Source organism: Mesorhizobium sp. B1-1-5, from assembly GCF_006443065.1.
GTDB lineage: Bacteria > Pseudomonadota > Alphaproteobacteria > Rhizobiales > Rhizobiaceae > Mesorhizobium.
On sequence record NZ_VFWS01000025.1, the window covers coordinates 19,199 to 43,047 of the forward strand.

The 23,849-nt window shown below is 63.4% G+C and carries 22 protein-coding genes; 15 read left to right on the forward strand and 7 right to left on the reverse strand.

What is annotated here, in order from left to right; genetic code table 11:
- Positions 1 to 95: 95 nt before the first annotated feature.
- From FJ980_RS11395 to FJ980_RS11415, 5 genes are all read right to left on the reverse strand, one after another.
- Positions 96 to 683 (reverse strand): isochorismatase family cysteine hydrolase, encoded by a 588-nt coding sequence (locus FJ980_RS11395; protein ID WP_140542985.1) that lies wholly within the window; start codon positions 681 to 683, stop codon positions 96 to 98.
- A 29-nt stretch (positions 684 to 712) separates the two neighbouring features.
- The gene (locus FJ980_RS11400; RefSeq protein ID WP_140542986.1) at positions 713 to 1,039 is read right to left on the reverse strand and encodes a DUF768 domain-containing protein; all 327 of its coding nucleotides are present in this window, start codon (positions 1,037 to 1,039) and stop codon (positions 713 to 715) included.
- Positions 1,040 to 1,771: 732 nt separating this feature from the next.
- Positions 1,772 to 2,053, reverse strand: a complete 282-nt coding sequence (locus FJ980_RS11405) for a hypothetical protein (protein WP_140542987.1) — start codon at positions 2,051 to 2,053, stop codon at positions 1,772 to 1,774.
- A gap of 90 nt (positions 2,054 to 2,143) precedes the next feature.
- A complete protein-coding gene (locus FJ980_RS11410) occupies positions 2,144 to 3,157 on the reverse strand; it encodes an ATP-dependent DNA ligase (RefSeq protein WP_140542988.1) in 1,014 nt (337 codons plus the stop codon).
- Positions 3,158 to 3,166: 9 nt separating this feature from the next.
- The gene (locus FJ980_RS11415) at positions 3,167 to 3,610 is read right to left on the reverse strand and encodes a PPC domain-containing DNA-binding protein (RefSeq protein WP_140542989.1); all 444 of its coding nucleotides are present in this window, start codon (positions 3,608 to 3,610) and stop codon (positions 3,167 to 3,169) included.
- Positions 3,611 to 3,792: 182 nt separating this feature from the next.
- Here FJ980_RS11415 and FJ980_RS11420 point away from each other — a divergent pair, with 182 nt between their 5' ends.
- The 3 genes from FJ980_RS11420 to FJ980_RS11430 are packed head-to-tail and all read left to right on the forward strand — an operon-like array spanning position 3,793 to position 7,716.
- On the forward strand, positions 3,793 to 4,410 hold the full coding sequence (locus FJ980_RS11420; RefSeq protein ID WP_140542990.1) for a (2Fe-2S)-binding protein: 618 nt from the start codon (positions 3,793 to 3,795) through the stop codon (positions 4,408 to 4,410).
- Between the two features lies 1 nt (position 4,411).
- Positions 4,412 to 5,434 carry a xanthine dehydrogenase family protein subunit M gene (locus FJ980_RS11425; RefSeq protein WP_140542991.1) on the forward strand — a complete coding sequence of 341 codons (1,023 nt, stop codon included), beginning with the start codon at positions 4,412 to 4,414 and terminating at the stop codon, positions 5,432 to 5,434.
- Between the two features lie 2 nt (positions 5,435 to 5,436).
- Positions 5,437 to 7,716: a xanthine dehydrogenase family protein molybdopterin-binding subunit gene (locus FJ980_RS11430; RefSeq protein ID WP_140542992.1), complete on the forward strand. Its 2,280-nt coding sequence runs from the start codon at positions 5,437 to 5,439 to the stop codon at positions 7,714 to 7,716.
- A gap of 3 nt (positions 7,717 to 7,719) precedes the next feature.
- Here FJ980_RS11430 and FJ980_RS11435 read toward each other — a convergent pair whose 3' ends face one another.
- Together FJ980_RS11435 and FJ980_RS11440 are read right to left on the reverse strand one after the other, a co-directional pair.
- Positions 7,720 to 8,817 (reverse strand): FAD-dependent oxidoreductase, encoded by a 1,098-nt coding sequence (locus tag FJ980_RS11435; RefSeq protein ID WP_140542993.1) that lies wholly within the window; start codon positions 8,815 to 8,817, stop codon positions 7,720 to 7,722.
- A 414-nt stretch (positions 8,818 to 9,231) separates the two neighbouring features.
- A complete protein-coding gene (locus tag FJ980_RS11440; RefSeq protein WP_140542994.1) occupies positions 9,232 to 11,685 on the reverse strand; it encodes a membrane-bound PQQ-dependent dehydrogenase, glucose/quinate/shikimate family in 2,454 nt (817 codons plus the stop codon).
- 194 nt (positions 11,686 to 11,879) lie between these two features.
- On the opposite strand from FJ980_RS11440, the gene FJ980_RS11445 reads away from it, so the two are divergent.
- From FJ980_RS11445 to FJ980_RS11500, 12 genes are all read left to right on the forward strand, one after another.
- Positions 11,880 to 12,536, forward strand: a complete 657-nt coding sequence (locus FJ980_RS11445) for a cytochrome c3 family protein (RefSeq protein WP_140542995.1) — start codon at positions 11,880 to 11,882, stop codon at positions 12,534 to 12,536.
- Positions 12,520 to 15,492, forward strand: a complete 2,973-nt coding sequence (locus tag FJ980_RS11450; protein WP_140542996.1) for a TAT-variant-translocated molybdopterin oxidoreductase — start codon at positions 12,520 to 12,522, stop codon at positions 15,490 to 15,492. Before FJ980_RS11445 ends, FJ980_RS11450 begins: the two co-directional genes overlap by 17 nt.
- Positions 15,485 to 16,843 (forward strand): NrfD/PsrC family molybdoenzyme membrane anchor subunit, encoded by a 1,359-nt coding sequence (gene nrfD, locus FJ980_RS11455; protein ID WP_140542997.1) that lies wholly within the window; start codon positions 15,485 to 15,487, stop codon positions 16,841 to 16,843. Before FJ980_RS11450 ends, nrfD begins: the two co-directional genes overlap by 8 nt.
- Complete coding sequence (locus FJ980_RS11460; RefSeq protein ID WP_140542998.1) at positions 16,840 to 17,367, forward strand: DUF3341 domain-containing protein; 528 nt, start codon at positions 16,840 to 16,842, stop codon at positions 17,365 to 17,367. Before nrfD ends, FJ980_RS11460 begins: the two co-directional genes overlap by 4 nt.
- On the forward strand, positions 17,364 to 17,906 hold the full coding sequence (locus FJ980_RS11465) for a cytochrome c (protein ID WP_140542999.1): 543 nt from the start codon (positions 17,364 to 17,366) through the stop codon (positions 17,904 to 17,906). The genes FJ980_RS11460 and FJ980_RS11465 overlap by 4 nt, the downstream gene beginning before the upstream one ends.
- Positions 17,903 to 19,018, forward strand: a complete 1,116-nt coding sequence (locus FJ980_RS11470; protein WP_140543000.1) for a hypothetical protein — start codon at positions 17,903 to 17,905, stop codon at positions 19,016 to 19,018. Before FJ980_RS11465 ends, FJ980_RS11470 begins: the two co-directional genes overlap by 4 nt.
- Positions 19,011 to 19,454, forward strand: a complete 444-nt coding sequence (locus FJ980_RS11475) for a hypothetical protein (protein WP_140543001.1) — start codon at positions 19,011 to 19,013, stop codon at positions 19,452 to 19,454. The genes FJ980_RS11470 and FJ980_RS11475 overlap by 8 nt, the downstream gene beginning before the upstream one ends.
- A gap of 83 nt (positions 19,455 to 19,537) precedes the next feature.
- A complete protein-coding gene (locus FJ980_RS11480) occupies positions 19,538 to 20,203 on the forward strand; it encodes an SCO family protein (RefSeq protein WP_181181173.1) in 666 nt (221 codons plus the stop codon).
- Entirely contained in the window at positions 20,200 to 21,153 is a 954-nt protein-coding gene (coxB, locus tag FJ980_RS11485; RefSeq protein ID WP_140543003.1) for a cytochrome c oxidase subunit II, read from the forward strand. Before FJ980_RS11480 ends, coxB begins: the two co-directional genes overlap by 4 nt.
- Positions 21,150 to 22,793, forward strand: a complete 1,644-nt coding sequence (gene ctaD / locus FJ980_RS11490; protein WP_140543004.1) for a cytochrome c oxidase subunit I — start codon at positions 21,150 to 21,152, stop codon at positions 22,791 to 22,793. The genes coxB and ctaD overlap by 4 nt, the downstream gene beginning before the upstream one ends.
- Positions 22,790 to 23,425 carry a cytochrome c oxidase subunit 3 gene (locus FJ980_RS11495; RefSeq protein WP_140543005.1) on the forward strand — a complete coding sequence of 212 codons (636 nt, stop codon included), beginning with the start codon at positions 22,790 to 22,792 and terminating at the stop codon, positions 23,423 to 23,425. Before ctaD ends, FJ980_RS11495 begins: the two co-directional genes overlap by 4 nt.
- The gene (locus FJ980_RS11500) at positions 23,422 to 23,670 is read left to right on the forward strand and encodes a cytochrome C oxidase subunit IV family protein (RefSeq protein WP_140543006.1); all 249 of its coding nucleotides are present in this window, start codon (positions 23,422 to 23,424) and stop codon (positions 23,668 to 23,670) included. The genes FJ980_RS11495 and FJ980_RS11500 overlap by 4 nt, the downstream gene beginning before the upstream one ends.
- The last annotated feature ends 179 nt before the right edge of the window (positions 23,671 to 23,849 follow it).

Sequence of the window (23,849 nt, forward strand, 5' to 3'; positions counted from 1 at the left end):
CGCACCCACTGATGCGACTGAGCATTCGAGGGGCGGCTGCTCATCCGTTGCCGGCAGCACTTGGCCGGTATGTGCCGGGCGAGATGAGCGATGGGTCAGCGCCAGAAATCCAGAACCTCCTCCGCAGCGGCGACTTCGACATGATGCGAATATCGCGTCGTGAACAGCTTGAGTATATTTTCGTAGGCTTCGTCCGATGTGCTGCAGATCGCATCCTCGACCAGGATCGTTCTGTAACCGAAGTCGATCGCTCCGAGCAGCGTCGCCAAGACGCACATGTCGGCCTCGCCACCGCTGACGATGAGCTCGGTCACACCTTCCGCCTGAAGGCTCCGATGGAGCTCGCCGGTCAGCCAAGGTGAGTAAACGGGCTTATCGAAAACGCGAGCCGGCGGCACGAAATCACGCAGTTCGGGCAGCAGTTCGAGGCTGCCCGGGCCGGCACATTCGATGGTCATCTGCGACCAGCGCTCATAGTATTGACGCCAATGGCCCTGGCCTTCGCCAGGTCTTCTCGCCGTTATGAACCTGGTGAAAATCGTTCGCCCCGGTCTGCCATCGACAAGCGAAAGCACCTTCGGCAGGATGGCGGGCAGCCACTCAACCGCCCATGGCCCAGGCGGCAAGAACATCATCTGCATGTCGACGCAAATGTGGACGGCTCGTGTTGAGATTGGCGTCATCGCGATCCACAACTTCCCTGCCGTGAAAGCTAAGCCTTTGTGTCACCCAATGCTTGCGCCGTCGGAGCGGTGTCGACGCCCGTTTCGCGGCCGGCCTCGGCGAGGACCGTGTCAGCGAGGTACTCTTTCAAATCGCCGACCTCATCGCTGATTTCTTCCGCGAGGATGCCTTCCCGCTCCGCGTCCGCGATGCAAGCTCTCGCCAGTCTTTCTGCAGCGGCTTCCGGGGATGCTTCGGCGGCCGGTCTAACCGCATGTCCCTCGATCCACTCCTCGACGAAGTGTCCCGGTTTGTTGACGAGGATATCGACCTGGGCTGGGTTGGCTGTAGGCGCAGGAAGAGTGTCGACCTTCATGGCTTGAACTCCGGATTTGTGAATCACAAACGCGGACGCTCAAGCAAGGATGCATAGTCTCTGCCCCTCCCGAAGGGCTGTGATCGTAATGTGAAGGAGAGTTGGTGGCGCGTTCGTCTGAACGGCAAGAGCGTGGCCCGCGCCTTTTGTTGGATTGACCCTAAGCGCAGCGCGGTTGGTTTCACTTACGCTTGCGGTCGAGACGCTTGAGCGATTCGCGCAGTTTGTCAGGAAGCCAGCGGTTTACGTGAAACAAGGGCAAGCTGCGTAAATATCGGCGCATGGTTTCATTCGAGAATTGCCGCCTAAGAAGAGCGGCTGTGGATTTATTGTCGCGTTTCTCGGCCATGGTTGCAGGTCAAACATAAAGCGGCTTGCTTAATCAAAAACTTGTCCCACACCCCGTTGTTCCCCCCAGTTACAAACAGTGAAGGGTCCACTGCCGATTTGCGCCCCCCGATTTTTGACGGGCCATGTGTAGTGATCCCACGGCCTTCTGATATGGCGCCGAGACGGCCTTGCTCTGCGGCGATGCCTTCTCGCGCAGCCCGCGGAGCGTTGCAGGCAGTTGCAGGCAATAGAAGGCGGGAAAATCCCATCGCTGCTCTTACCGATGTGGCGATGCCAAAATGTCGGGACGCGAACTGGCCGCCAAAAGTGAAGCTGGTCCAGCCTTCCTCAAGGTGCTCTGCACCACCGGCCATATCGTCAACAACGGCACGCTAGCTTTCGCTATGCTTCGTCAAAACGACTGCCTTCCTTGGAAGGATCCCGCGACAGCACACGTTCTTCCTCATCGTCGGGCAAGGCTTCGTCGCTCTCCTGATAGGGGTTGTCGTCATCCTCTTCGGGGAGGACGCCTTGTGCTTCGGCATCGTCCTCCGGATCGCCGTTGATGGCGACGCTGCCAGGCGGCACCCGACCATTATCAAGAGCGTCCCAGTCCTGTTGTTCGATGCCGGGAGCTTCGGTTTCATCCCGCCTTGCGGCTCGCTGCTTGTCGCGCGGATCCATTTTCCTGTCTCCAAGATAGGTGCGTTCGTGACGCGGGGCTGTTCTAAAGACAAACCGTTTGAGGGGGTCGGTTGTTCCGGTGGGGCGCTGCTACGAGATCTGCTCGAACGTACATTGTCGCGGCGCTTTTTCGGGCCGCCAGCGAATGAATCGAGTGCCATGCCGGAAGCGCTCGCCGGTGACGTGGTCGAAGCGGACTTCCACGACCAGTTCCGGCCGCAACGGCTCCCATTCGCCGCTGCGCTCCGTGCTCCACCGGCTCGGCCCACCCGGCGCCTTGCCGGTGAAGCCGGGCCCGCCACGCAGCGCCTCCAACTTCTTCGTGAGCGTGGCCCGTTCCTCGTTGGCGATTGTCGAGGTGAAGCCGACATGGTCAAGCAAGCCCCGCTCATTGTAGAGGCCGAGCAATAGCGATCCGACCTGCGACTTGCCGTTCAGATAACGGAAGCCGCCGACCACGCAGTCGGCAGTGCGCAGCCGCTTGACCTTGATCATCGCGCGCTCGCCCGGCTGATAGGGATCGTTCAGCCGTTTGGCGACGACGCCGTCGGTAGAGCCATGCCCGGCGTCTTCCAGCCATCGCCTGGCGGTCGCGAAACTCGTGGTGCAGGGCGAGAGCTGAAGAGCGTCGGTGTTTGCTTGCGCGACGAAGTCTTCAATTGCCGTGCGCCTTTGCGTCAGCGCGACTTCGAGCAGCGATTTGCCGCCCGGCGCGACCAGCATATCGAACAGGATCAGTCGCGCCGGCGTCTCCGCGCTCAGCTTGCGGATGCGGCTCTCCGCCGGATGAAGCCGCATCTGCAGGGCGTCGAAGGACGCGGCGCCGTCGATCTCGATGACGATTTCGCCGTCGACCACGAAATCCTTGGCTTCGAGGTTTTGCATCATCGCTGTCAGTTCGGGAAAGTAACGCCCAAGCGGCTTGCCCGACTTCGCCCTGAGATCGACCGTTTTGCGATTCTTGAAAGCGAGGCAGCGAAACCCATCCCATTTCGGTTCGAACTGCCAGACGCCTTTGTCCTGCGGCAGTGCTTCGTCGATCCGAGCCTCCATTGGGGATGTATCGAGGGGGAGAGGAAACGCGTCGGTCGCGGCCGCTGCCATCGTCCGCCCTCAGGCGTCGAGATCGATCAAGGCGATGCCAAGGCCGGGGCGTTTGGTGCGCCGCAGGTGAACGGGCGATTCCGTCACCGTGACTTCGAGCGTAGGCTTGACGATGCCTTCAACAAGGTGGCCGCCGCGCGTCGACCCGTCGCTTAGACCCAGGACGGCATGGATATGCAGGCTCGGTCTGCTGCTGTCGTCGACCGCGATGTCGCCAATGGCGCTCAGAACCTCGCATTGTTGGCCGACCGGGATCTTGCGGTAAGATTTCGAGCCAAAGTCGAACCAGCCGACGGTTGCCTTCTCGAATGCGCCGATCGCGGTCAGCGAGGCGCCGGCAATTCCTTGCTCGCCGGCGAAGTCGGACAGGGCAGCAAATGCTTCCTCGCCTGGATCCAGCACGACCACGAATGTCCTTTGTCCAGACGTCTGCGCGACCAGTTTCGATTTCATATCGGCCCGCCATCAGCGTTGGTATTGGCCGTAGAACTCGAAGCCGGCATGCATGTTCCCGCATCATGAGCATCTTCGAAGGATCACACTTCTGTGAGGCCTAGGATCCCGCGCGGACCAGGTCGGAACAATGGCCTGCATGAGTGGTTAGGCCCCGATGAGCAGCCAGCCAGGAGCGAGCCATGTCCCAGCCTTCCGTCCCATCCACGCTTGGCCTCAGCCGGCGGAACTTCATGACAGGCACGGTCTCGGCCGCCGCGGCACCGTTGCTCGTTTCATCGGCCAAAGCCGAAGCGCCTGCCGCCGCTGGCGCGGAACTTCGCGAGCCAGTGGTGACGTCGATGCGGATCAACAAGCAGGCCTATGAGCTGTCGCTCGACACTAGAACCAGCCTGCTTGACGCCTTGCGAGATCATGTCGGGCTAACCGGCACCAAGAAGGGTTGCGACCATGGACAGTGCGGAGCGTGCACGGTTCTTGTCGACGGGAAACGCGTGCTCTCCTGTCTCAGTTTCGCGGTGATGAATGCCGGCAAGGATGTGACGACCGTCGAGGGGCTAGCATCCAGCGACGGTAAGCTGCATCCGATGCAGCAGGCCTTCATCGACCACGATGCGTTCCAGTGCGGCTACTGCACGCCGGGCCAAATCCTGTCGGCCATTGGTTGCATCAATGAAGGGCACGCAAAATCCGAAGACGACATCCGCGACTATATGAGCGGCAATATCTGCCGTTGCGCCGCCTATCCAAACATTGTCGCTGCCGTCCTGCAGGCACGCGATCAGATGAAGGGAGCCTGATATGCGTCCCTTCGTCTACGAACAGCCGACCGACATTTCCGCGGCCGTCGCGATCGCATCCCGCTTCACGACCGAGGACGACCAGCCGACGCGAGCGAATGCGCAGTTCATCGCCGGCGGCACCAACCTTGCCGATTATATGAAGCTCGGCGTTGCCGAGCCGAACCGGCTGGTCGACCTCAACCGGCTCAAGGATCCAGGCCTCAGGCAAATCCGGGTGACCGACGAGGGCATCCGCTTCGGCGCCCTGGTGCGTATGGGCGAGGCTGCAGATCACGCCGAGCTCAAGCATGGCTATCCCGTTATTGCCGACAGCTTGCGGCTGGCCGCAAGCGGCCAGATCCGCAACATGGCAAGTCTCGCCGGCAACGTCCTGCAACGCACGCGCTGCGAATATTTTCGCGAGACATCCTGGCAATGCAACAAGCGCGTGCCAGGATCGGGCTGCGCTGCGATGGAGGGTTTCAACCGGCAGCATGCGGTGCTGGGCGGCAGCGATGCCTGCATCGCGACCTATCACGGCGACTTTGCCCAGGCGCTGATCGCGCTCGACGCTGTCGTGCGTGCCGAGGGCTCGCGTGGGGCGCGAAAGATACCGCTCGCCAAGCTGCATCGCCAGCCGCGCGATACGCCTGAGATCGAGACCGATCTCGCTGCTGACGAGATCATCACCGCCATAGAAGTGCCGGCTGTGCCATGGGCCCGGCGCTCGCTTTATCTGAAGATCCGAGACCGCGAATCCTACGCGTTCGCGCTGGCTTCGGCCGCCGTTGCGCTCGACCTGGACGGCGACAACGTTCGCGAGGCGCGCATTGCCCTGGGCGGCGTGGCGACCGTGCCCTGGCGCGCCAAAGCGGCGGAGGAAGCCCTGCAAGGAAAGAAGCTCGACGAGGCTTCGGCGGGAACGGCGGCGGATGCCGCCTTCGCCGGGGCCGAGCCGCGCCAGCACAACGCATTCAAGATCGAGCTCGGCAAGCGAACGCTGGTGCGCGCGCTGCTCGAAACCCGCGACATGAAGGTGTGACCATGGACACTGCCGCTCCGAGACCGAAAGAGAACCAGGGCCAACCGCTGCCGCGCGTCGATGCACGGCTTAAGGTCACCGGGCAGGCGCATTACCCAGCCGACCTGCCGACCGCCAACATCGCCTATGGCGCGCTGGCCACCAGCAGTATTGCCAAGGGCAAGGTGGCCAAGCTTCATCTCGACGACGCCCGTGCCGTGCCCGGGTTGCTCGACATCGTCACTTATGGCGACATGGACAAGGTCGAGAAGCCGAAATTCGGCAATTCCGGCGCCACCTCGATCGGGCCGCTGCATGACCGGACGATCTTCCATGACGGCCAGATCATCGCGCTCGCGGTTGCCGAGACATTCGAAGCCGCCGAAGAGGCAGCGCAGTTGATCCGCGCCGAGTATGATGCGGAGACGCCCACGGCGAGCTTCGACAGTCCGGGCACGGCGACCATTCCCGCCGCCGGCAAGAGTCCTCTGTTCAAGGAAGACGTGAAGGCCGGCGACTTCGATGCCGCCTATAGAGAGGCCGCGGTGAAGATCGACGCGCGCTATTCGACGCCCACGCAGCACCACAATCCGATCGAGCTGTTCTCGACCACCGCCTTCTGGCAGGGCGACCAACTGATCGTCCACGAGCCCTCGCAAAACGTGACCGGCTGGAAGGTTGAGCTTGCCAGGCAGTTGAAGATCGATCCCGCAAAGGTGCGCATCGTCAGCCCCTTCATCGGCGGCGCCTTCGGATCCAAGGGACCGATGACGCCGCGCACCGCCATCGTCGCGGTTGCCGCCAGGCGGCTCGGCCGACCGGTGCGTTGCGTGACCAGCCGGATGCAGGCCTTCGGCACTCAGACCTATAGGGCGGAGACAAGGCACCGCATCCGGATCGGCGCCGGCAAGGACGGCCGCATCACTGCTTTCGCGCATGAGGGCTGGGAGGTCACCTCGCGGCCGGACTCCTATGTCGTGGGCGGCACGTCGGCCACCGGCCGCATGTATGGCTATGGCTCGGTGCTGACACATGTCTCGCTGGTGCAGGCGGACCGCAATACTCCCGGCTACATGCGCTCGCCGCCCGAGACCCCTTATGTCTATGCGCTGGAAAACGCCATGGACGAAATGGCGGTGGCGCTTGGCATGGACCCGGTGGAATTCCGCCGGATCAATGAACCGAAAACAGAGCCGATCGGCAAAAAGCCGTTCTCCAGCCGCTCGCTGATCCAGTGCTATGACCAGGCGGCCGAGGCTTTTGGCTGGGCGAAGCGGGACGCGAAAGTAGGAGCGATGCGCGACGGCGACTGGCTGGTCGGCATGGGCTGCGCGACGGCGATCTATCCAACCGCGGTCGCGCCATGCGCGGCGCGGGTGCGCCTGACCGTCGATGGCGATGTGCGGCTGCAATGCGGTTCGCACGAGATCGGAACCGGCGTGCGCACCGTAGCCGGTCAGATGGCGTCGGAACGCCTCGGCGTCAGCATCGATCGGATCAGCGTCGAGATGGGCGACAGCAGCCTGCCTCCCGCTCCTGTCTCGGGGGGCTCGATCTCCACCGCGAGCGTCTGCTCGGCAGTGCTGAAGGCCTGCGATGCCATCCGCGCCAAGCTCTATGCCGGCGCGACCGCCGAGGGCGGTCCGCTGGCGGGCTCTCATAACGAGGAACTCGACCTCGCCGACGGAAAGATCGTGGCCAAGGGCGGCGCTTCGGCAAAGGTCGAAGATGTCCTGAAGACCATGCAGGTCGGCGCAATCGAGGAATACGCCGAGTTCGCGCCCAAGGGTGCGACGCCCGAAGCGCTGAAGAAGCTCTATGCCGGCATGCCGGAATTCCACGGTGGCGAGCAGGATGAGGATTCGGTGAAATACGCCTTCGGCGCTGAGTTCGTCGAAGTCCGCATCAACCGCTATACGAGGGAGATCCGCGTGCCGCGCATCGTCGGCGCGTTCGCGGCCGGCCGTATCATGAACACGCGCACCGCGCGCAGCCAGCTGATGGGCGGCATGATCTGGGGCATTGGCCAGGCGCTGCATGAAGCGACGGAAGTCGACAGCCGCTATGCCCGCTATGTCAACCGCGACCTGCAGGACTATCTCGTGCCGGTGAATGCCGACATCAAGGACCTGCAGGTGATCCTGGTTCCGGAAGTCGACCACGCGGTCAACCCGGCCGGTGTGAAGGGCCTTGGGGAGCTTGGCAATGTCGGCACGGCCGCGGCTGTTGCCAGCGCAGTCTACCATGCCACCGGCAAACGTATCCGCGATTTGCCGATCAGGATCGAGCAACTTCTCGTTTGAGATCTATTCCTTCAATCCGGCCACGCGCTCGAGCAAAGGCCTTTGCAGGAAGGGAACGGCGCCGATCGTCAACATGACGAGGTTCCTGAATGTCTGGACGAAGCTGTTGGTCGACTGCGCCGTGGACAAAATACGTTCGCTCAACTCGATCCAGCGACGCCCTACCGGTCGACGCTCATCCGTGTAGCCCGCAAGCGTGCCGTCGTCGAAACGCCGGGCGAAGCATGCCGCGTCCTCGATACCGAGATTCATGCCGCGCGCGCCAAGCGGCGAATGGACATGCGCGGCATCGCCGCCGAGGAAGATGCGGGCGGCCTGATAGCGGACCGCCTGCTTTGCCGGAATGTGGAAATGGTCGGTCCGCAGCACCTTCGCTACGCGATAGTCGCCAGGCACACGCGCCAACGCATCGGGCGTGTTGGATACCGAGCGAAAGCGATTGTCGCCGACCGGTATGATGAAGCCGACGTCGCCGTCACGGTGCAGGAATGCCTGCGCCGCGCCCGGCTCATAAGGCCAGGATGCTATCTCGGCGTCGGTGATGCTCCATTGCCGCCTGTGCGTATAGCCTTCGAATGCGATGCTCGACAATTTGCGGACCGAGCTGTCGGCGCCGTCGGCCCCAAAGACGATGTCGAAGCTTCGCCTTTCCTCCTCTTCACCGTTTCGCCTGGTCCGAACCTCCATTTTGTCGGCCTGCTGGGTGAGGCCGACCAGCTCAGTGTGCCATTCCACGTCGACGCCGAATGCCGCGACCGTCTCCGCCATGATCTTTTCGGTGTCTCGCTGCGGCAACGACAGCAGGAAATTATAGCGGTGCGGCAGCAGCGAGAAGTCGATTGTGAGGAGTTCACGGGCTTCTGCATGGAAATGCGCATGGCGCACCTTGAGCCCCTCGGCGAGCAGCTTGCTGCTCACCCCCGACGCTTCGAGGACATCGAGGCTGTGCGAACTGATGCCAACGGCTTTGCTGAGCGGCGTGGGTCCATCCTTCTTGTCTATGACGCGGGGACGGGCGCCTCGTCGTGCAAGCTCCAGCGCGGCGGTCAGCCCCGTCGGGCCGGCGCCGACGATGAGGATGGAAGCTTCTTCTCGCGGCACGACCGTCGCCTTTCCCAAACTGTCTACACGGGTGCGGCACTTGTCGACGACATGACCAGGACGGAACGCGTTGCGCGATGAGAGGTTGCGCGCCGATCAGGCTCTGCGACCATCTGCCTTTAGCGAAAGGACGCTTTTCGCCCGGTCGTGCCTGGAACTGTTTTTTCCCACGCCGGTTTGAGTGTGGGCCGACCTGACTGCAACAGGGCAGAGTGACGTTCATGTTTCACCTTGGCGTGTGGATGCTGCCCATGGCGGGCATCCCACTGATTCTCATTCTGATCTGGATGTATTTCCTCGCCCGGCGCCGAAGCCGGCGGCCGGCGGAGCGGAAGGACGGTCCGTCACAGCCGACGGGGCGGCGTCGCGACGACCTGGAGCGCTGAAATCTTTGGCCCAGCTGACCGATCTCTGTCACCCGGCCGGCAACGCGTAGGCGATGACTTCGTCGCCGACCTTGGTTTCCATGAAATGGTGGCCGCCGGGCGCGATGACGACATACTGCCTACCGCCGACCTCATAGGTCATCGGCGTCGTCTGGCCGCCGGCAGGAAGATCGGCCTGCCACACCTCCTTGCCGGTCTTGATGTCGATGGCGCGCAGCTTGTTGTCGGTGGTCGCGGCGATGAAGATCAGGCCGCCGGCCGTCACCAGCGGACCGCCATTGTTCGGCGTCCCGATGGTGAGCGGCAGCATCGAGGGAATGCCGAACGGGCCGTTGTTCTCGGCGCTGCCGAGCGGCTCGTCCCATAGGGTCCGGCCCGTCTTGAGATCGATGGCGCGGATGTGGCCATAGGGCGGCTTCGAGCAGAGAAGGCCCGTGGACAGGCGCCAGCCGGCATTGACCGCGATCGCGTATGGCGATCCTGCCTGCGGGTCGCCGATATCCTTCACCTTTTTCGGGCTGCCGCCCTTGTCGATCGGCTTGAAGCCCATCTCGTCCGCCTTCTTGCGCGGAATGAGCTGGTCGTAGTTCGGCATGTCGTTGTAATTGGCGATCAGCACGCCGCTGTCGGTGTCGACGGCGATGCTGCCCCAGTCCGAGCCGCCATTGTAGCCGGGATATTGGATGAACGGCCGGTCGACCGTCGGCGGCGTGTACTCGCCCTGATAGGAGGCGCGATGGAACTGGATGCGGCAATAGAGCTGATCCAGCGGGCTCATACCCCACATGTCCTTTTCGGTGAGCACGGGCTGGTCGAGATGCGCGTAGCCGGAATAGGGCTGCGTCTTGGAAAGCCTGTCCGGCTCGACCCCGCCTGAGGGCACCTTGCGCTCCTCGACAGGGAAGAGCGGCTTGCCCGTCTTGCGGTCGAGCACGTAGATCTGGCCTTGCTTGCTGGGCACGATGATGGCCGGGACCTTGCCGGTGACGGTCGGGAAATCGATCAGCGTCGGCTGCGAGCCTAGGTCGTAGTCCCAAAGATCGTGATGCACCGTCTGGAAATGCCACACCGGCTTGCCTGTGGTCACATCGACGGCGACGATCGAGGAGTTGTATTGATTTTCGAAATCCTTGCGGTCGACGCCGTAATAGTCGACTGCGGCATTGCCGAGCGGCAGGTAGACATAGCCGAGCTGCGGATCGGCGGCGGCGACGGTCCACATGTTCGGCGTGCCGCGGAAGTAGGTGTCTCCGGCGGGCGGCGCGCCGGTGCGATCGGGATGGCCCATATCCCAGGCCCAGGCGAGCTTGCCGGTGACGGCGTCATAGCCACGGATGACGCCTGAGGGCGCATTCTCGGCCTGGCCGTCCTTGACCTGCGCGCCCACCACGGCGATGCCGCGCACGATCGTCGGCGGCGCGGTGATAGAGTACCAGCCGGGCACCGTTTCGCCGATGCCCTGGTTGAGATCGACGCTGCCTTGCTGGCCGAAATCCGAGCAGGGTTTTCCCGTCCTGGCATCGACGGCGATCAGCCGGGCGTCCAGCGTTCCGAAGATGATCCTTGTGGCACAGGCCTGGTCGGCATTCACACCCGGAACCGCGAAATAAGCGACGCTCCGGCAACTCGCGCCGTAGGGTATGGCGTTATCAGGCACTTTTGGGTCGTAGCGCCATTCTTCCTTGCCGTTGCGTGCATCGGCGGAGATGACGATGTCCTTGGCCGAGCAGGCATAGAGATGGCCGCCAACTTGCAACGGCGTGTTCTCGGGCGAATAGAGATCCTTCGTCGCTGCGTTCGGCATGTCGCCGGTGTGGAATGACCAGGCGCGGGTGAGCTTGGAGACATTCGCCGCCGTTATCTGGTTCAGCGGCGAATAGCGCGTCCCCAGTTCCGAGCCGCCATAGACCGGCCAGTCATTGCCGGCCTGGTGGATCGCTGTGTCTTGCGAGGCGGGCGCGCTGGCCGTTGCAGGTGGCGCTGGGGTCGCCGGTGCGGCCGGCTGCGATTGAGCCGCGGCATTGAAGTGGGAAAAGCTGAAGGCGCCAAGGACAATGAGCGGCAGGAGCAAACTTGTCGCATAGGCGGCATTCCGGCTGCCTCGGCTGCCCATATCGCGGAACGCCGGAAGGGCAAGCAGGACAAAGACGAGGATGACAGTCGGGGCGAGCACACGCGGCATCAGGGCCCAGCCGTCGAAACCCACCTCCCAATAGGCCCAGGCGAGCGTGGCGAGCCAGGTCAGCACGTATAGCCAGACGCCGGCCATGTTTCCCGCCAACAGCAGGATGCCCGCGAGCAGCAACGCGATGCCGGCCGGCAGATAATACCACGAGCCCCCAAGCGCGACCAACCATGCGCCGCCGCCGCCGATTAGCAGGCCGAGGATGACCAACAGGATGCCGACCAGCGCTCTCCACCAGAAAGCGACACCGCGACGGCGCACAGGGCGATGAGAGTTGTTTGCAGCGGTGTTGGTCATGGCATTTTCCAGCGTGAAACAGATCGTGATATCTGGCGAACGCATGGGAGCGGCCGTGGTTGCGGATTAAATCCGCGACCCGTTTCCGGTTGCAGTCACCATTCTGTGATTCCGCCACGGGTTCGGAACCTTGGCGGCGAAAGCACCGTTAGGTGTCGTCAACTCTGGGTGCCTTCAGCAGAATCGGCGAGGGGATGCCGCAAATCTTCTCGAAACACGCCAATGGCGTTGCGCGCTTTGTCATCTGGGGAAGTTTTGCCGTTCTGCTGATCGCCGCCGCGATCGGGACAATCCTTCCCCGTTCGGACCTGGTTACGGGAGTAGGTGAGCCATTGGCGCAGCCGGTGCCGTTCAGTCACAAGCACCATGTCGGCCAGCTCGGCATCGACTGCCGCTATTGCCACAATGGCGTCGAGACCTCGTCTTCGGCGGGTTTGCCGGCGACCGAAGTTTGCATGACCTGCCATTCGCAGCTTTTCACCAATGCCGACATGCTGGCACCGGTCCGCGCAAGCCTGGCTGGCGGCAAGCCGATCGAATGGCAGCGCGTCAACAGCGTGCCCGATTTCGTCTTCTTCAATCATGCGATCCACATCAACAAAGGTGTCGCCTGCGAGACCTGTCATGGCGAGGTCGACGAGATGCCGCTGACGATGCGGGCGCGCACACTGAGCATGGAGTGGTGCCTCGGCTGCCATCGCAATCCGGAGCCGAATTTACGTCCCCCGCAGGACGTGTTCCTGATGCACTGGCAGCCGCCTGCCGACATCGATGAGATCAGGCGGCAGCTGATCGGCATGCTCGACATCCACCCCGAGACGATGACGGATTGCTATGTCTGCCATCGCTGACAAGCCTGGTTCCGCCATCGACATCGAGGCTCTGCGCAAGCGGCTGGCGCATGGCGGCGAAATATGGCGCAGCCTCGACGAGGTCGCCGGCACCGCCGAATTCCGTCGCTTTGTCGAGGCCGAGTTCCCGGCGATCGCGGAACGCCTGCCGGCGAAGCCGAACCGGCGGACGCTGCTGAAGCTGATGGGCGCCTCGCTGTCGCTTGCCGGGCTGGCCGCCTGCAGCAGGGCGGAAAAAATCGTGCCCTATGTGCGCCAGCCGGAAATCCTGGTCCCAGGCAAGCCTGTCTACTATGCGACGACGCTGTCGAGTGACGGCTTCGGTATCGGCGCCATCGTCGAAAGCCATGAAGGGCGGCCGACCAAGATCGAGGGCAATCCGGATCATCCGGCCTCGCGCGGCGCCACCGACGCTGTGATGCAGGCAGCCGTGCTGACGCTGTTCGATCCCGACCGTTCACGCACGCCGCTCAAGGATGGCCAGCCGGCATCGTATGGTGACTTCCTAAAGGCAATGGCGGGGCTCGTTTCGCGATGGACGGCATCGCAAGGGCAGGGCGGGGCCTTGCTAGTTGAAGCGACCACCTCGCCGATGCTCGCGGCGCAGCTGGATGCGCTGCGGACACGCTATCCGCGGCTGAAACTCTATCGCCATGATCCGTTGGCGATGCCGGCCGCGATGGAGGCGTCGCGTGCCCTGTTCGGGTCGGCGCTGACGCCGGTCTATCGCTTTGACCGCGCTGAAACGATCGTCAGCCTCGACGCCGATTTCCTCGGCGAAGGACCGGGACGGCTCGCCTATGCGCGCGACTTTGCTGCGCGACGACGTGTACGCGATCCGTCCGACCAGATGAGCCGGCTTTATGCGGTGGAGTCGACGCCGACAATCACCGGAGCCGCCGCCGATCACCGGCTTGCGATCAAGCCAAGTGACGTCGAAGCCGTGGCTGCCGGATTGAACGCGACGTTGACCGGCCAAGCCGGAGCTTCCGGCTCGCCGGTCGACCCGGCATTGATGGCGGCGCTGGTCGATGACTTGAGCGGGGCGGGCCGCAATGCACTGGTCATTGCAGGAGCGCAGCAGAGCGCCTTCGTTCATGCCGCCGCGTTTGCCGCCAATGCGAGCCTGGGTGCGCTCGGCAATACGATGGAGCTTATCGAGGCGCCGGATGCGCTGCAGGTCGATGGCGACCTGGAGGCGATGTGCCAAGCGATTGGCCGCGAGCCGATCGACACGGTCGTCGCGCTGGGCGCAAACCCGCTGCACACCGCGCCGGCAGGTCTAGATGTGCGCGAGGCGTTCTCCAGCTTGAAGCTGCTGGTCCATCACGGTCTCTACCGTGACGAGACGGCGTTCCTGGCGCATTGGCATTTGCCGGCTGCGCACGAGCTCGAAAGCTGGAGCGACATCCGCGCCTATGACGGCACTACCTCGCTGGTGCAGCCGTTGATCAAGCCGCTCTATGACGGCAGGACCGTACACGAGCTTCTTGCCGCGCTTGGCGGCGAGTTCGAGGCCGATCCGCTTTCGCTTATCCGGCAGCATTGGACGCAGCTCGATGATGATGCCTGGAGAAAGGCCCTGCGCGACGGCGTCATGGCGAACAGTGCTGCCAAGCCGGTATCCGTCACAGTGCCGCCGGACTTGGCAGGACTGAAGCCGGCAGCAATGGCAGGCAACGGCATCGATGTCCGCTTCGTCGCGGATCCCTGGCTGCGCGATGGGCGTTACGCCAACGCCTCATGGCTGCAGGAACTGCCGCGACCCTTGACGAAGATTGTGTGGGGCAACGCCGCGCTCGTCTCGCCCGCCACCGCCGAGCGACTGAAGGTCGGAAATGGCGAAGTCGTCAACGTCGCTTCCAATGGGGCGGATGTCGATGCACCTGCCTGGATCGTGCCCGGTCACCCGGACGAGACGATAACGCTATCCTTCGGCTTCGGGCGAAAAGTCGGTTCCGTTGCAGCGCTATCGCAAGGCTACGACGCCTTCCACTTGCGCCGTGGTTCGGAATGGTTCGCCACCGGCGCGGCCATCGCGCCCCGCCAGAACAGCATGCGCGTCATCACCACGCAGCATCACCAGGCGATGGAAGGCCGCGCCATCGTGCGCCATGCGTCTCTCGATGCATTCCGACAGAACCCGGATTTCGTGCGCCAGGATGCGCCGCCGGCGCCAACGGAATCGCTCTATCCCGGCTGGCCTTACGACCAGGAAGCCTGGGCGATGGCGATCGACCTCTCGGCCTGCATCGGCTGCATGGCCTGCGTCTCGGCCTGCCAGGCGGAGAACAACATCGCGCCGGTCGGATTGGAGGAATGCGAGCGCGGCCACGAGATGCACTGGCTGCGGGTCGACCGCTACTATGCCGGGCCGGTCGACGCGCCCGAGACGTTTTTCCAGCCGGTGCCCTGCATGCATTGCGAGAAGGCGCCTTGCGAAGTGGTGTGCCCAGTCAATGCCACCGTGCACACGCATGATGGACTGAATGCGCAGGTCTATAACCGCTGCATCGGCACGCGCTACTGCTCGCAGAATTGCCCATACAAGGTGCGGCGCTTCAACTTCCTCGATCATCAATCCTTCGACAAGGAGGAGGCAGGTTCGGAGCAGGGCGTGCACAATCCGAATGTCAGCGTGCGCTCGCGCGGGGTGATGGAGAAATGCACCTATTGCGTCCAGCGCATCAGCGCCAAGCGCATCCAGGCGCAGATCGAGAACCGCGACATCGCCGATGGCGAAGTGGTCACCGCCTGTCAGCAGGCCTGCCCGACCCAGGCCATCACCTTCGGCGATCGCAACAAGAAAGATGCAAAGGTCGTTCGCGAGAAAAGCGCGCCGCAGAATTACGCGCTGCTGGAGGAGCTGAACACACGACCGCGCACCACCTATCTCGGCAAGATTTCCAATCCGAACGGCAAGCTTGCCAAGCCGGGCGAGGCGACCGATGGCTGAAGCGAGCGCGAACAGCCCGGCTGTCCTGCGCGGCCGTCACGATTTTCCCGAGATCAGCGGCCGCATCGGCTCGATTGTGCTCGGCGGCCGGCTGCCACGGCATTTCTGGACAGCGTTCTTCCTCTGCTTCCTGCTTGTGCTGCTGCTGCTCTATTCGATCACCTATCTGATCGCGGTCGGTGTCGGCGCTTACGGTATCGATATCCCGGTGGCCTGGGGTACGATGATCTCCAATTTCGTCTGGTGGATCGGCATCGGCCATGCCGGCACGCTGATCTCGGCGGTGCTCCTGTTGCTGCGCCAGCCATGGCGCGCCTCGATCAATCGCTTCGCCGAAGCCATGACGCTGTTTGCCGTCGCCATGGCGGGACTGTTCCCGATCCTCCATCTCGGACGACCGTGGTTCTTCTACTGGCTGCTGCCGCTGCCCAATGTGCATATGCACTGGCCGCAGTGGCGAAGCCCGCTGGTCTGGGACTTCGCGGCGATCGCCACCTACGCGACCGTCTCGCTGCTGTTCTGGTATATGGGGCTGCTGCCCGACCTGGCGGTGCTGCGCGACCGTGCCGGGTCGAGACCGGCGCAGCTCTTCTACGGCATATTGGCGCTCGGCTGGCGCGGCTCAGCCTTCCATTGGGCGCGCTACCAGGTCGTCTATTTCCTGCTCGCGGCGCTCGCCACGCCGTTGGTCGTCTCGGTGCATTCGATCGTCTCGCTCGACTTCACCTTCGCGATCACGCCCGGTTACCACTCGACGATCTTCCCGCCCTATTTCGTCGCCGGCGCGCTGCTCTCCGGCTTCGCCATGGTGCTCACCATTGCTATTCCATTGCGGTGGGCCTTCTCGGTCAAGGACCTGATCACGCTCAGGCACATGGACAATGCCGCCAAGCTGATGATCGCCGCCGGCATGGTCGTCGCCTATGGCTATGTCTCGGAAGCATTCTTCGCCTGGTATTCGGGCGAGCCTTACGAACGCACCATGATGGCGCAGCGCGCGCTGGGTCCCTATGCGCCGCTGTTCTGGATAATGCTGAGCCTGAACTGCGGCGTGCTGCAATTGCTGTGGTTCAGACGCATCCGCCGCAACATGCCGCTGCTGTTCGCGATCGCCGTCGCCATCAATGTCGGCATGTGGATCGAGCGCTACATCATCGTCGTGACGGGGCCGAGCCGCGACTACCTGCCGTCTGCCTGGGGCGAGCAGTCGCTGGCCTGGCTCGATTTCGGCATCCTGTTCGGCTCGATAGGCACCTTCTTCGCGCTCGTCTTTCTGTTCATCCGCATCCTGCCGGCGATCACCATCTTCGAGGTCGAGGAACTGGCCGAAGAGGAGGGCAAGATCCGATGAGCCTCTACGGCCTCATGGCGGTGTTTGCCGGTCCCGAAGCGCTCATCGCGGCGGCGCGCGGCATGCGCGAGCGCGGCTATCGGCGCATGGATGCGTTCTCGCCGTTTCCGATGAAGGAACTGGAAGGGATATTGGAGATCCCGAAGACGCGCCTCCCCTGGGCCGTGCTCGCCGGCGGCATTGCCGGCGCCGCTGTCGTTTATGCGCTGATCTGGTACTCTGTCGAAGTCGATTATCCCATCAATGTCGGCGGCCGGCCGCTGCATTCCTGGCCGCCTTTCGTTATCATCGCCTTCGAGGCCGGCATTCTCGGCGCCGCCTTCGCGGGCTTCCTGGGCGTGCTCGCGGCCAATGGGCTGCCCCGCTATCACCATCCGGTCTTCAACGCCGAGAGCTTCAGCTACGCGCGCGGCGGCAAGTTCTATCTGCTGATCGAAGCAGCCGATCCCAAATACCGCAAGGGCGTGACGAGGGGCCAGCTGACGCGGCTCGGCGCCGAGATGGTCGAGGAGGTCGAGGCGTGAGCCGCCTCCGCCTCACGCTTATGTTGGGTGCGCTGGCCGTCGCCGGCTGCCGGCAGGATATGGAGGACCAGCCGCGCTATGATCCGCTGGAGGCGAGCAACCAGTTCGCCGATGGCATGTCGGCGCGGACGCCCGTTACAGGAACGGTGGCGCGCGACGCCGATCTGACGCCGGTCCCGGACAAAATCCCTTATCCGATCACGATCGAGCTGCTGCAGCGCGGTCAGCAGCGTTTCGACATCTTCTGCTCGCCCTGTCACGGCCGCACCGGTGATGGTCACGGCATGATCGTCCAGCGCGGCTTTCCGGCGCCGCCAAGCTACCACCAGGAGGCGCTGCGCAAGGCCTCGGAGCGTCACTTCTACGACGTCATGACCAACGGCTACGGCGCCATGTATTCTTATGCGGCCAGGGTGCCGCCGCAGGACCGCTGGGCGATCGTCGCCTATATCCGCGCGCTGCAATATTCGCGCGACGCTCCAGTCGCCGAACTTCCGCAAAGCATGCGCGCGCGGCTCGAAGCGGAGGCCTCGCCATGAGCCGCCTCGAGCAGGGTTTTGCGGTCACAGGTATCGCGGGACTTGTTCTCTGCGGTCTAGGCGCATCGCTCGATGCCAAAGCGATGCTGGGCGCCTGGCTCGCGGCAGCTCTCTTCGCGCTCAGCCTGCCGATCGGCGCGTTGACCATATTGATGGTGCACGGATTGACCGGCGGGCGCTGGGGAGAAGCGGTCCGCCAGCCGCTCCGCACCATGACGGCCCTGCTGCCGCTGGCGTTGGTGTCCCTCGTGCCCGTCCTGATAAGGCTCGACCTCGTCTTTCCGTGGGCCGGCGCCGACACAGCGAACCTCCCGGAGACCGTCCGTGAAAAGCTTGCCTATCTCAACCTGCCGTTCTTCCTGCTGCGCTTTGCGGTTTGCGCAGCGATCTGGCTCGTCCTTACCTGGATAGTGCTCGGCACGACCGAGGCCCCGGCCAATTCGAATGAACACAACGGCAAGAAATTCGCCCTTGGCCTCGTTCTCCACGCGCTTGCCGTCAGCGTCTTTGCCATCGACTGGATGCTTTCGATCGAGCCGGAATTCACCTCGACCATCTACGCGCTTTGTGAAGCCGCCGCCGAGGTTGTCGGAGCTTTCGCCCTGGCGATCCTGGTGCTGGCGGCAGGACGGGCGGTGGAGGTCATGCCCGGCGGCGAGGAAGACGTCGCGCTCAGCGAGGATCTTGCCAACATGCTGCTCGGCTTCGTGCTGGCCTGGATCTACCTCATGTTCATGCAGTGGGTCGTCGTCTGGGGCGGCGACTTGCCCGACGAGATCCGCTGGTACGGCGTGCGCTCCGCGGGCGGCTGGCTTTATCTTCTTTGGCTGCTGATTGCCTTGCACGTCTCGGCTTTCGCAGGCCTGCTCAGCCGAAGGATGAAGCGCAGCCATCGCGGCCTTGTCGGGCTCGCCGCTGTCGCTCTGGCCGGCCATTTCATCGACGTCTTCTGGCGAATCCGGCCACCGCTCTTTGCCGGCGGCCCACTGGCATTGTGGCATGATGCGGCCGCCTGGATGGGATTGGGCGGGCTATGGCTCGCGCTTTTCCTCTTCCTGCTCCGCCGGCCAGACAGGATCGTCTGGTGGAAGCGCGAGGTCGCCCATGGCTAAGGCGCACCGTCATCCCGAGACGCGCGATGTCCAGCCGCGGGTGCTGCTTGCTTTCGGCGGCGGGCTGTTGCTGTTCATCGCCTTAGCCGCGATCGGCGTGAAGCTCATCTTCAACACCGCGCCGACCTGGCTGCCGCGTCCGACGGGCACCAGTCCGGAAAGCCCTGATCTGCAGACCGCGCCAAAGCAGGATCTGACCGCTTTCCGCGCCGAAGAGGATCGCCAGCTCAAGACGCTTGGCTGGGTTGATCGCAACGCCGGCATCGCCCGCATCCCGATCGATGATGCCATGTGGGCGGTGGTCAGCCACGGCCTGCCGGATTGGTCGCGACCGACGGCAGCGGCCACGGAGCCTGATTGCGCCCTGCTCACGGCGACGGTTCCCCGTGCGCCGCAGGCCCAGAATTGCCAACAGCAGCGTGGGGCAGGGCGATGAGAAGTTTGTTGGCCGCGCTTTGTCTGTTCGTTGCCGGCACGGCCTTTGCCGCCGAACGACCGAGCTTCGATCCGAAGCTCGGCGTGCAGCTCAGCCTTGAGCGAGAATTGGTCGATACAAGCGGCCGGAAGCTGACGCTGGGCGAGACGCTCGGCGGGCGCCCGGCGCTTGTCATCTTCGGCTACGATAAATGCCCGAACCTTTGCGGCGTCACCCAGCAGGCCGTCGCGTCCGACCTGAAGAAGACATCCCTTCGCCCTGCAGATTATCGCGCGTTGTTCATCTCGATCGACCCCGATGAGACCTCCGCCGATGCCGCAGCGGCGCGGGATGACATCGCTTCCGCCGCTGGCCCGGCGGGATTGTCCGCCTGGCGTTTTCTAACCAGCAGCGAGAGCGCCGGCGCGGCGCTCGCCAACGAGGCCGGGATCACTTTCGACCGGCGCAAAGACATCGATCAGTTCGTTCATCCGATCGCGGTTATCGCGCTCACACCGTCGGGCCGAATTTCACAGGTATTGCCGGCGCTGACCTTTACGCCGCGCGATCTTGAGCTTGCACTGGTCGAGGCGTCGGCCAACAAACTTGGCTCGATCGCGGATCACATCTTCCTGCTCTGCGCGGGATTCGACAGTTCGAAGGGCCAGTACACGCCGGCTATCTGGGCGGCGCTGAAAGTGGCTGGCCTGGCAACGGTGCTCGGCCTGGGAGCGACGGTGCTCTGGCAAATGCGGGGGAGGGCAAGGTGAGTTTCGGCGTTCCCTTCTTCCCGCAGGAAGCCTCGTCGGAAGCCGGCCATGTCGATGCGCTGTTCTACACGCTGCTCGTTTTCTCAGCCGTGCTCGGGCTGGCGCTCACCGGGCTGGTCGTCGGCTACGCGGTGAAATACCGCGTCGGGTCGCCGGCGGATCGCACCGGACAGCGTTCCCGCAACATATGGCTGGAAACAAGTTGGACCATCGCCAGCCTGATCATTGCCTTCATCTTCTTCGGCTGGGGCGCGACGCTTTTCGTTCGGCGCGATCATCCGCCGGCGGACGCGCTCGAGATCACGGGGCTGGGCAAACAATGGATGTGGGAGTTCAGGCAACCCGGCGGCCAGCGCGAGATCAACGAGTTGCACGTTCCGGTCGGCAAACCGGTTGTCGTGTCGCTCGCCTCGCAGGACGTCATCCACTCCTTTTACGTGCCGGCCTTCCGCATCAAGCAGGACGCGGTGCCTGGACGCACGACCCATATCTGGTTCATTGCCACCGAGCCCGGCCGCTACCATTTGTTCTGCGCCCAATATTGCGGCGCTCAGCATTCCGAAATGGGCGGCTGGGTGACCGTGATGGCGCCCGAGCAATATGCCGCGTGGCTGAACAGCCAGGGCGAAGGCGAGACGCTTGCCGCAAGCGGCGAGAAACTGTTTCGCGCGCTGGGCTGCTCCGGCTGCCATGGCGCGAGCAGCAAGGTGAGGGCGCCGTCGCTCGACGGCATCTTCGGCCGGCCGGTGGCGCTCGACAATCAGCAGACGGTGATCGCCGACGAGCGCTATTTGCGCGACTCCATTCTCAACCCGAAGAAGGAAATCGCAGCGGGCTACGAGCCGGTCATGCCGAGCTTCGATGGCCTGATCGATGAAGGCGAGCTGCAGATGCTGCTCGCCTATCTGAAGTCGCTTTCGCCTCAACCAACGGCTGGAGCCAAGCCATGACCAACGCGGCGATGCAGGGTACATATCTCGGCCAAGGCAGCGGCCTGCGGGCATGGCTTCTCACCACCGACCACAAGCGCGTCGCATGGCTCTATTTCATCTCGCTGACGGGCTTCTTCTTTCTCGGCGGCGCCATGGCGGTGCTGATGCGGATCGAGCTGGCGACGCCGGCCGGCGATCTCGTCTCCGACGATGTCTACAACCGGCTGTTCTCGCTGCACGGCATCATCATGGTCTGGTTCTTCCTGGTGCCGTCGATCCCGGCGACCATGGGCAATTTCCTTTTGCCGCTGATGATCGGCGCGCGCGATCTCGCTTTCCCGCGGCTCAACCTCGCCAGCTGGTACGTCTTCATCTTCGGCAGCCTGTTCGCGCTGTTTGCAGTGGTGGCCGGCGGCGTCGATACCGGCTGGACCTTCTACACGCCGCTGTCGACGCTCTATGCCAACGGCTTCGTCTCGACCGCGGCCTTCGGCGTCTTCATCGTCGGCTTCTCGACGATCATGACCGGCATCAACTTCATCGTCACCGTGCATACGCTGCGCGCGCCGGGGCTCACCTGGTTCCGATTGCCGATTTTCGTCTGGACGCTCTACGCCACCAGCCTGGTGATGGTGCTGGCAACGCCGGTGCTCGCCGCCTCTCTGATCCTGATCGTGCTGGAGCGCGTGTTCGGCATCGGCATCTTCAATCCCGATCTCGGCGGCGATCCGCTGCTCTTCCAGCATCTCTTCTGGTTCTACTCGCACCCGGCGGTCTACATCATGATCCTGCCCGGCATGGGTGTGGTGTCGGAGGTGCTGCCCTGTTTCAGCCGCCGGCCGCTGTTCGGCTACAAGGCGGTGGCGATGTCGTCGATGGCGATCGCGGTCTTCGGCTTCCTGGTCTGGGGCCACCACATGTTCGTCAGCGGGCAGTCGGCCTATGCCGGCGTGGTGTTCTCGTTCCTGTCCTTCTGCGTCGCGATCCCGTCGGCGATCAAGGTCTTCAACTGGAGCCTGACGCTGCGCAAGGGCGAGATCAGCTTCGAGACACCGATGCTTTACGCGCTGTTCTTCCTGGCGCTGTTCACCTTCGGCGGGCTGGCGGGGCTGTTCCTTGCGGCGTTGGCGGTCGATGTCCATGTCCACGACACCTACTTCGTCATCGCGCATTTCCACTACATCATGGTCGGCGGCATGGTGACGGCGTACATGGCGGGCCTGCATTTCTGGTGGCCGAAATTGACCGGCCGCATGTATTCGGAAATCGCAGGGCGTATAGCGGCGACCGTCACTTTCGTCGGCTTCAACCTGACCTTCTTTCCGCAATATGTGCTGGGCTTCGACGGCATGCCCCGGCGCTATCATACCTATCCGCCTGAGTTCCAGTTCTGGAACGTATTGTCCTCGGGCGGCGCGGTGGTGCTGGCGATCGGCTATTTGATGCCCTTGTTCTACCTCGGCTGGTCGCTGTTTCGCGGCGCTCGCGCGCCCGACAATCCGTGGAACGCCACTGGGCTCGAATGGCAGACGAGCTCGCCGCCGCCGCCGCATAATTTCAAAACCATGCCGATCGTGACGCGACCGGCCTATGCCTACGACATGAAGGGGCTCGAGCACGAGCGCTTCAGCCCGCACCGGGAGGAAGCGGCGCGATGAGCGGTACCGAAAGCATCGCATTCGACACGCCCCAGCGCGAACGGCGCGCCGACAATTTTGCCATGTGGGTGTTCATCGGCTCCGAGGCGATGCTGTTCGGCGCGATTTTCCTGGTCTTCCTGGTCGCCCATATCGATTTCGGCCCTGCTTTCGCCGCCGCCTCGAAGCGCCTTTCTCTGCCGCTCGGCACCTTGAACACGGCCGTGCTGATCACCAGCAGCTTCACAATGGCATTGGCGCATATGCTTGCGCTTCATAGACGTTGGCGCCCGACAATTTGGGCGCTGGTCGCGACTGCAGCGCTGGGCGTGTGCTTCCTGATCGTGAAGGGGATCGAATACGGCAAGGAGATCAACGAAGGACTGGCGCCGGTCCTGGACCTGCCGTTCCGCTATGCGGGGCCAGATCCCGTGCACGCCCAGCTTTTCTTCGGCCTCTATTTCGCGATGACCTCGCTGCATGCGCTGCACCTGATCGGCGGCATCGTCGTCATCGCCGGCATGATCGCGTTCTGGCGGCCCTCCAGCCCTGCCAACCGGTTGCGCCGCGTAGTTGCCGTCGGCCTCTACTGGCACTTCGTCGACGTCATCTGGGCGTTCATGTTCCCTGTCCTTTACCTGATCAACCGATGAGCGAACTGCGCAAACTCACCTTCGGCTATCTCGGGCTGCTCGCGCTGCTGGCACTGACGGTGGCTTCCTCCTTCCTCGATCTCGGCGGCTTCAATGTCGCCCTCAACCTGGCGATCGCGGCCGCCAAGGCGGTCCTGATCGCCCTGCTGTTCATGCATCTGACAGGCACGTTGCCGCGGCTCGCCGTCGCGGCAACCGGGCTTTGGCTCGCCATTCTTTTCGGGCTGACGCTGATCGGGCGATAGGAGAGCGGCATCAATCGCCAACGGGCACGCCGATTGGGACTGAGGTCCTGTCATCAAGGCGCAACAGGCCCAGCATTAACATGTGATCTTGCTCATAGTCTTCGGGCAGCATGATTGCGAATGAGGGACACGTCATTGGAGGTGAGCGATGCCCCTGTCCGCGGCGCTGAATGATGCCG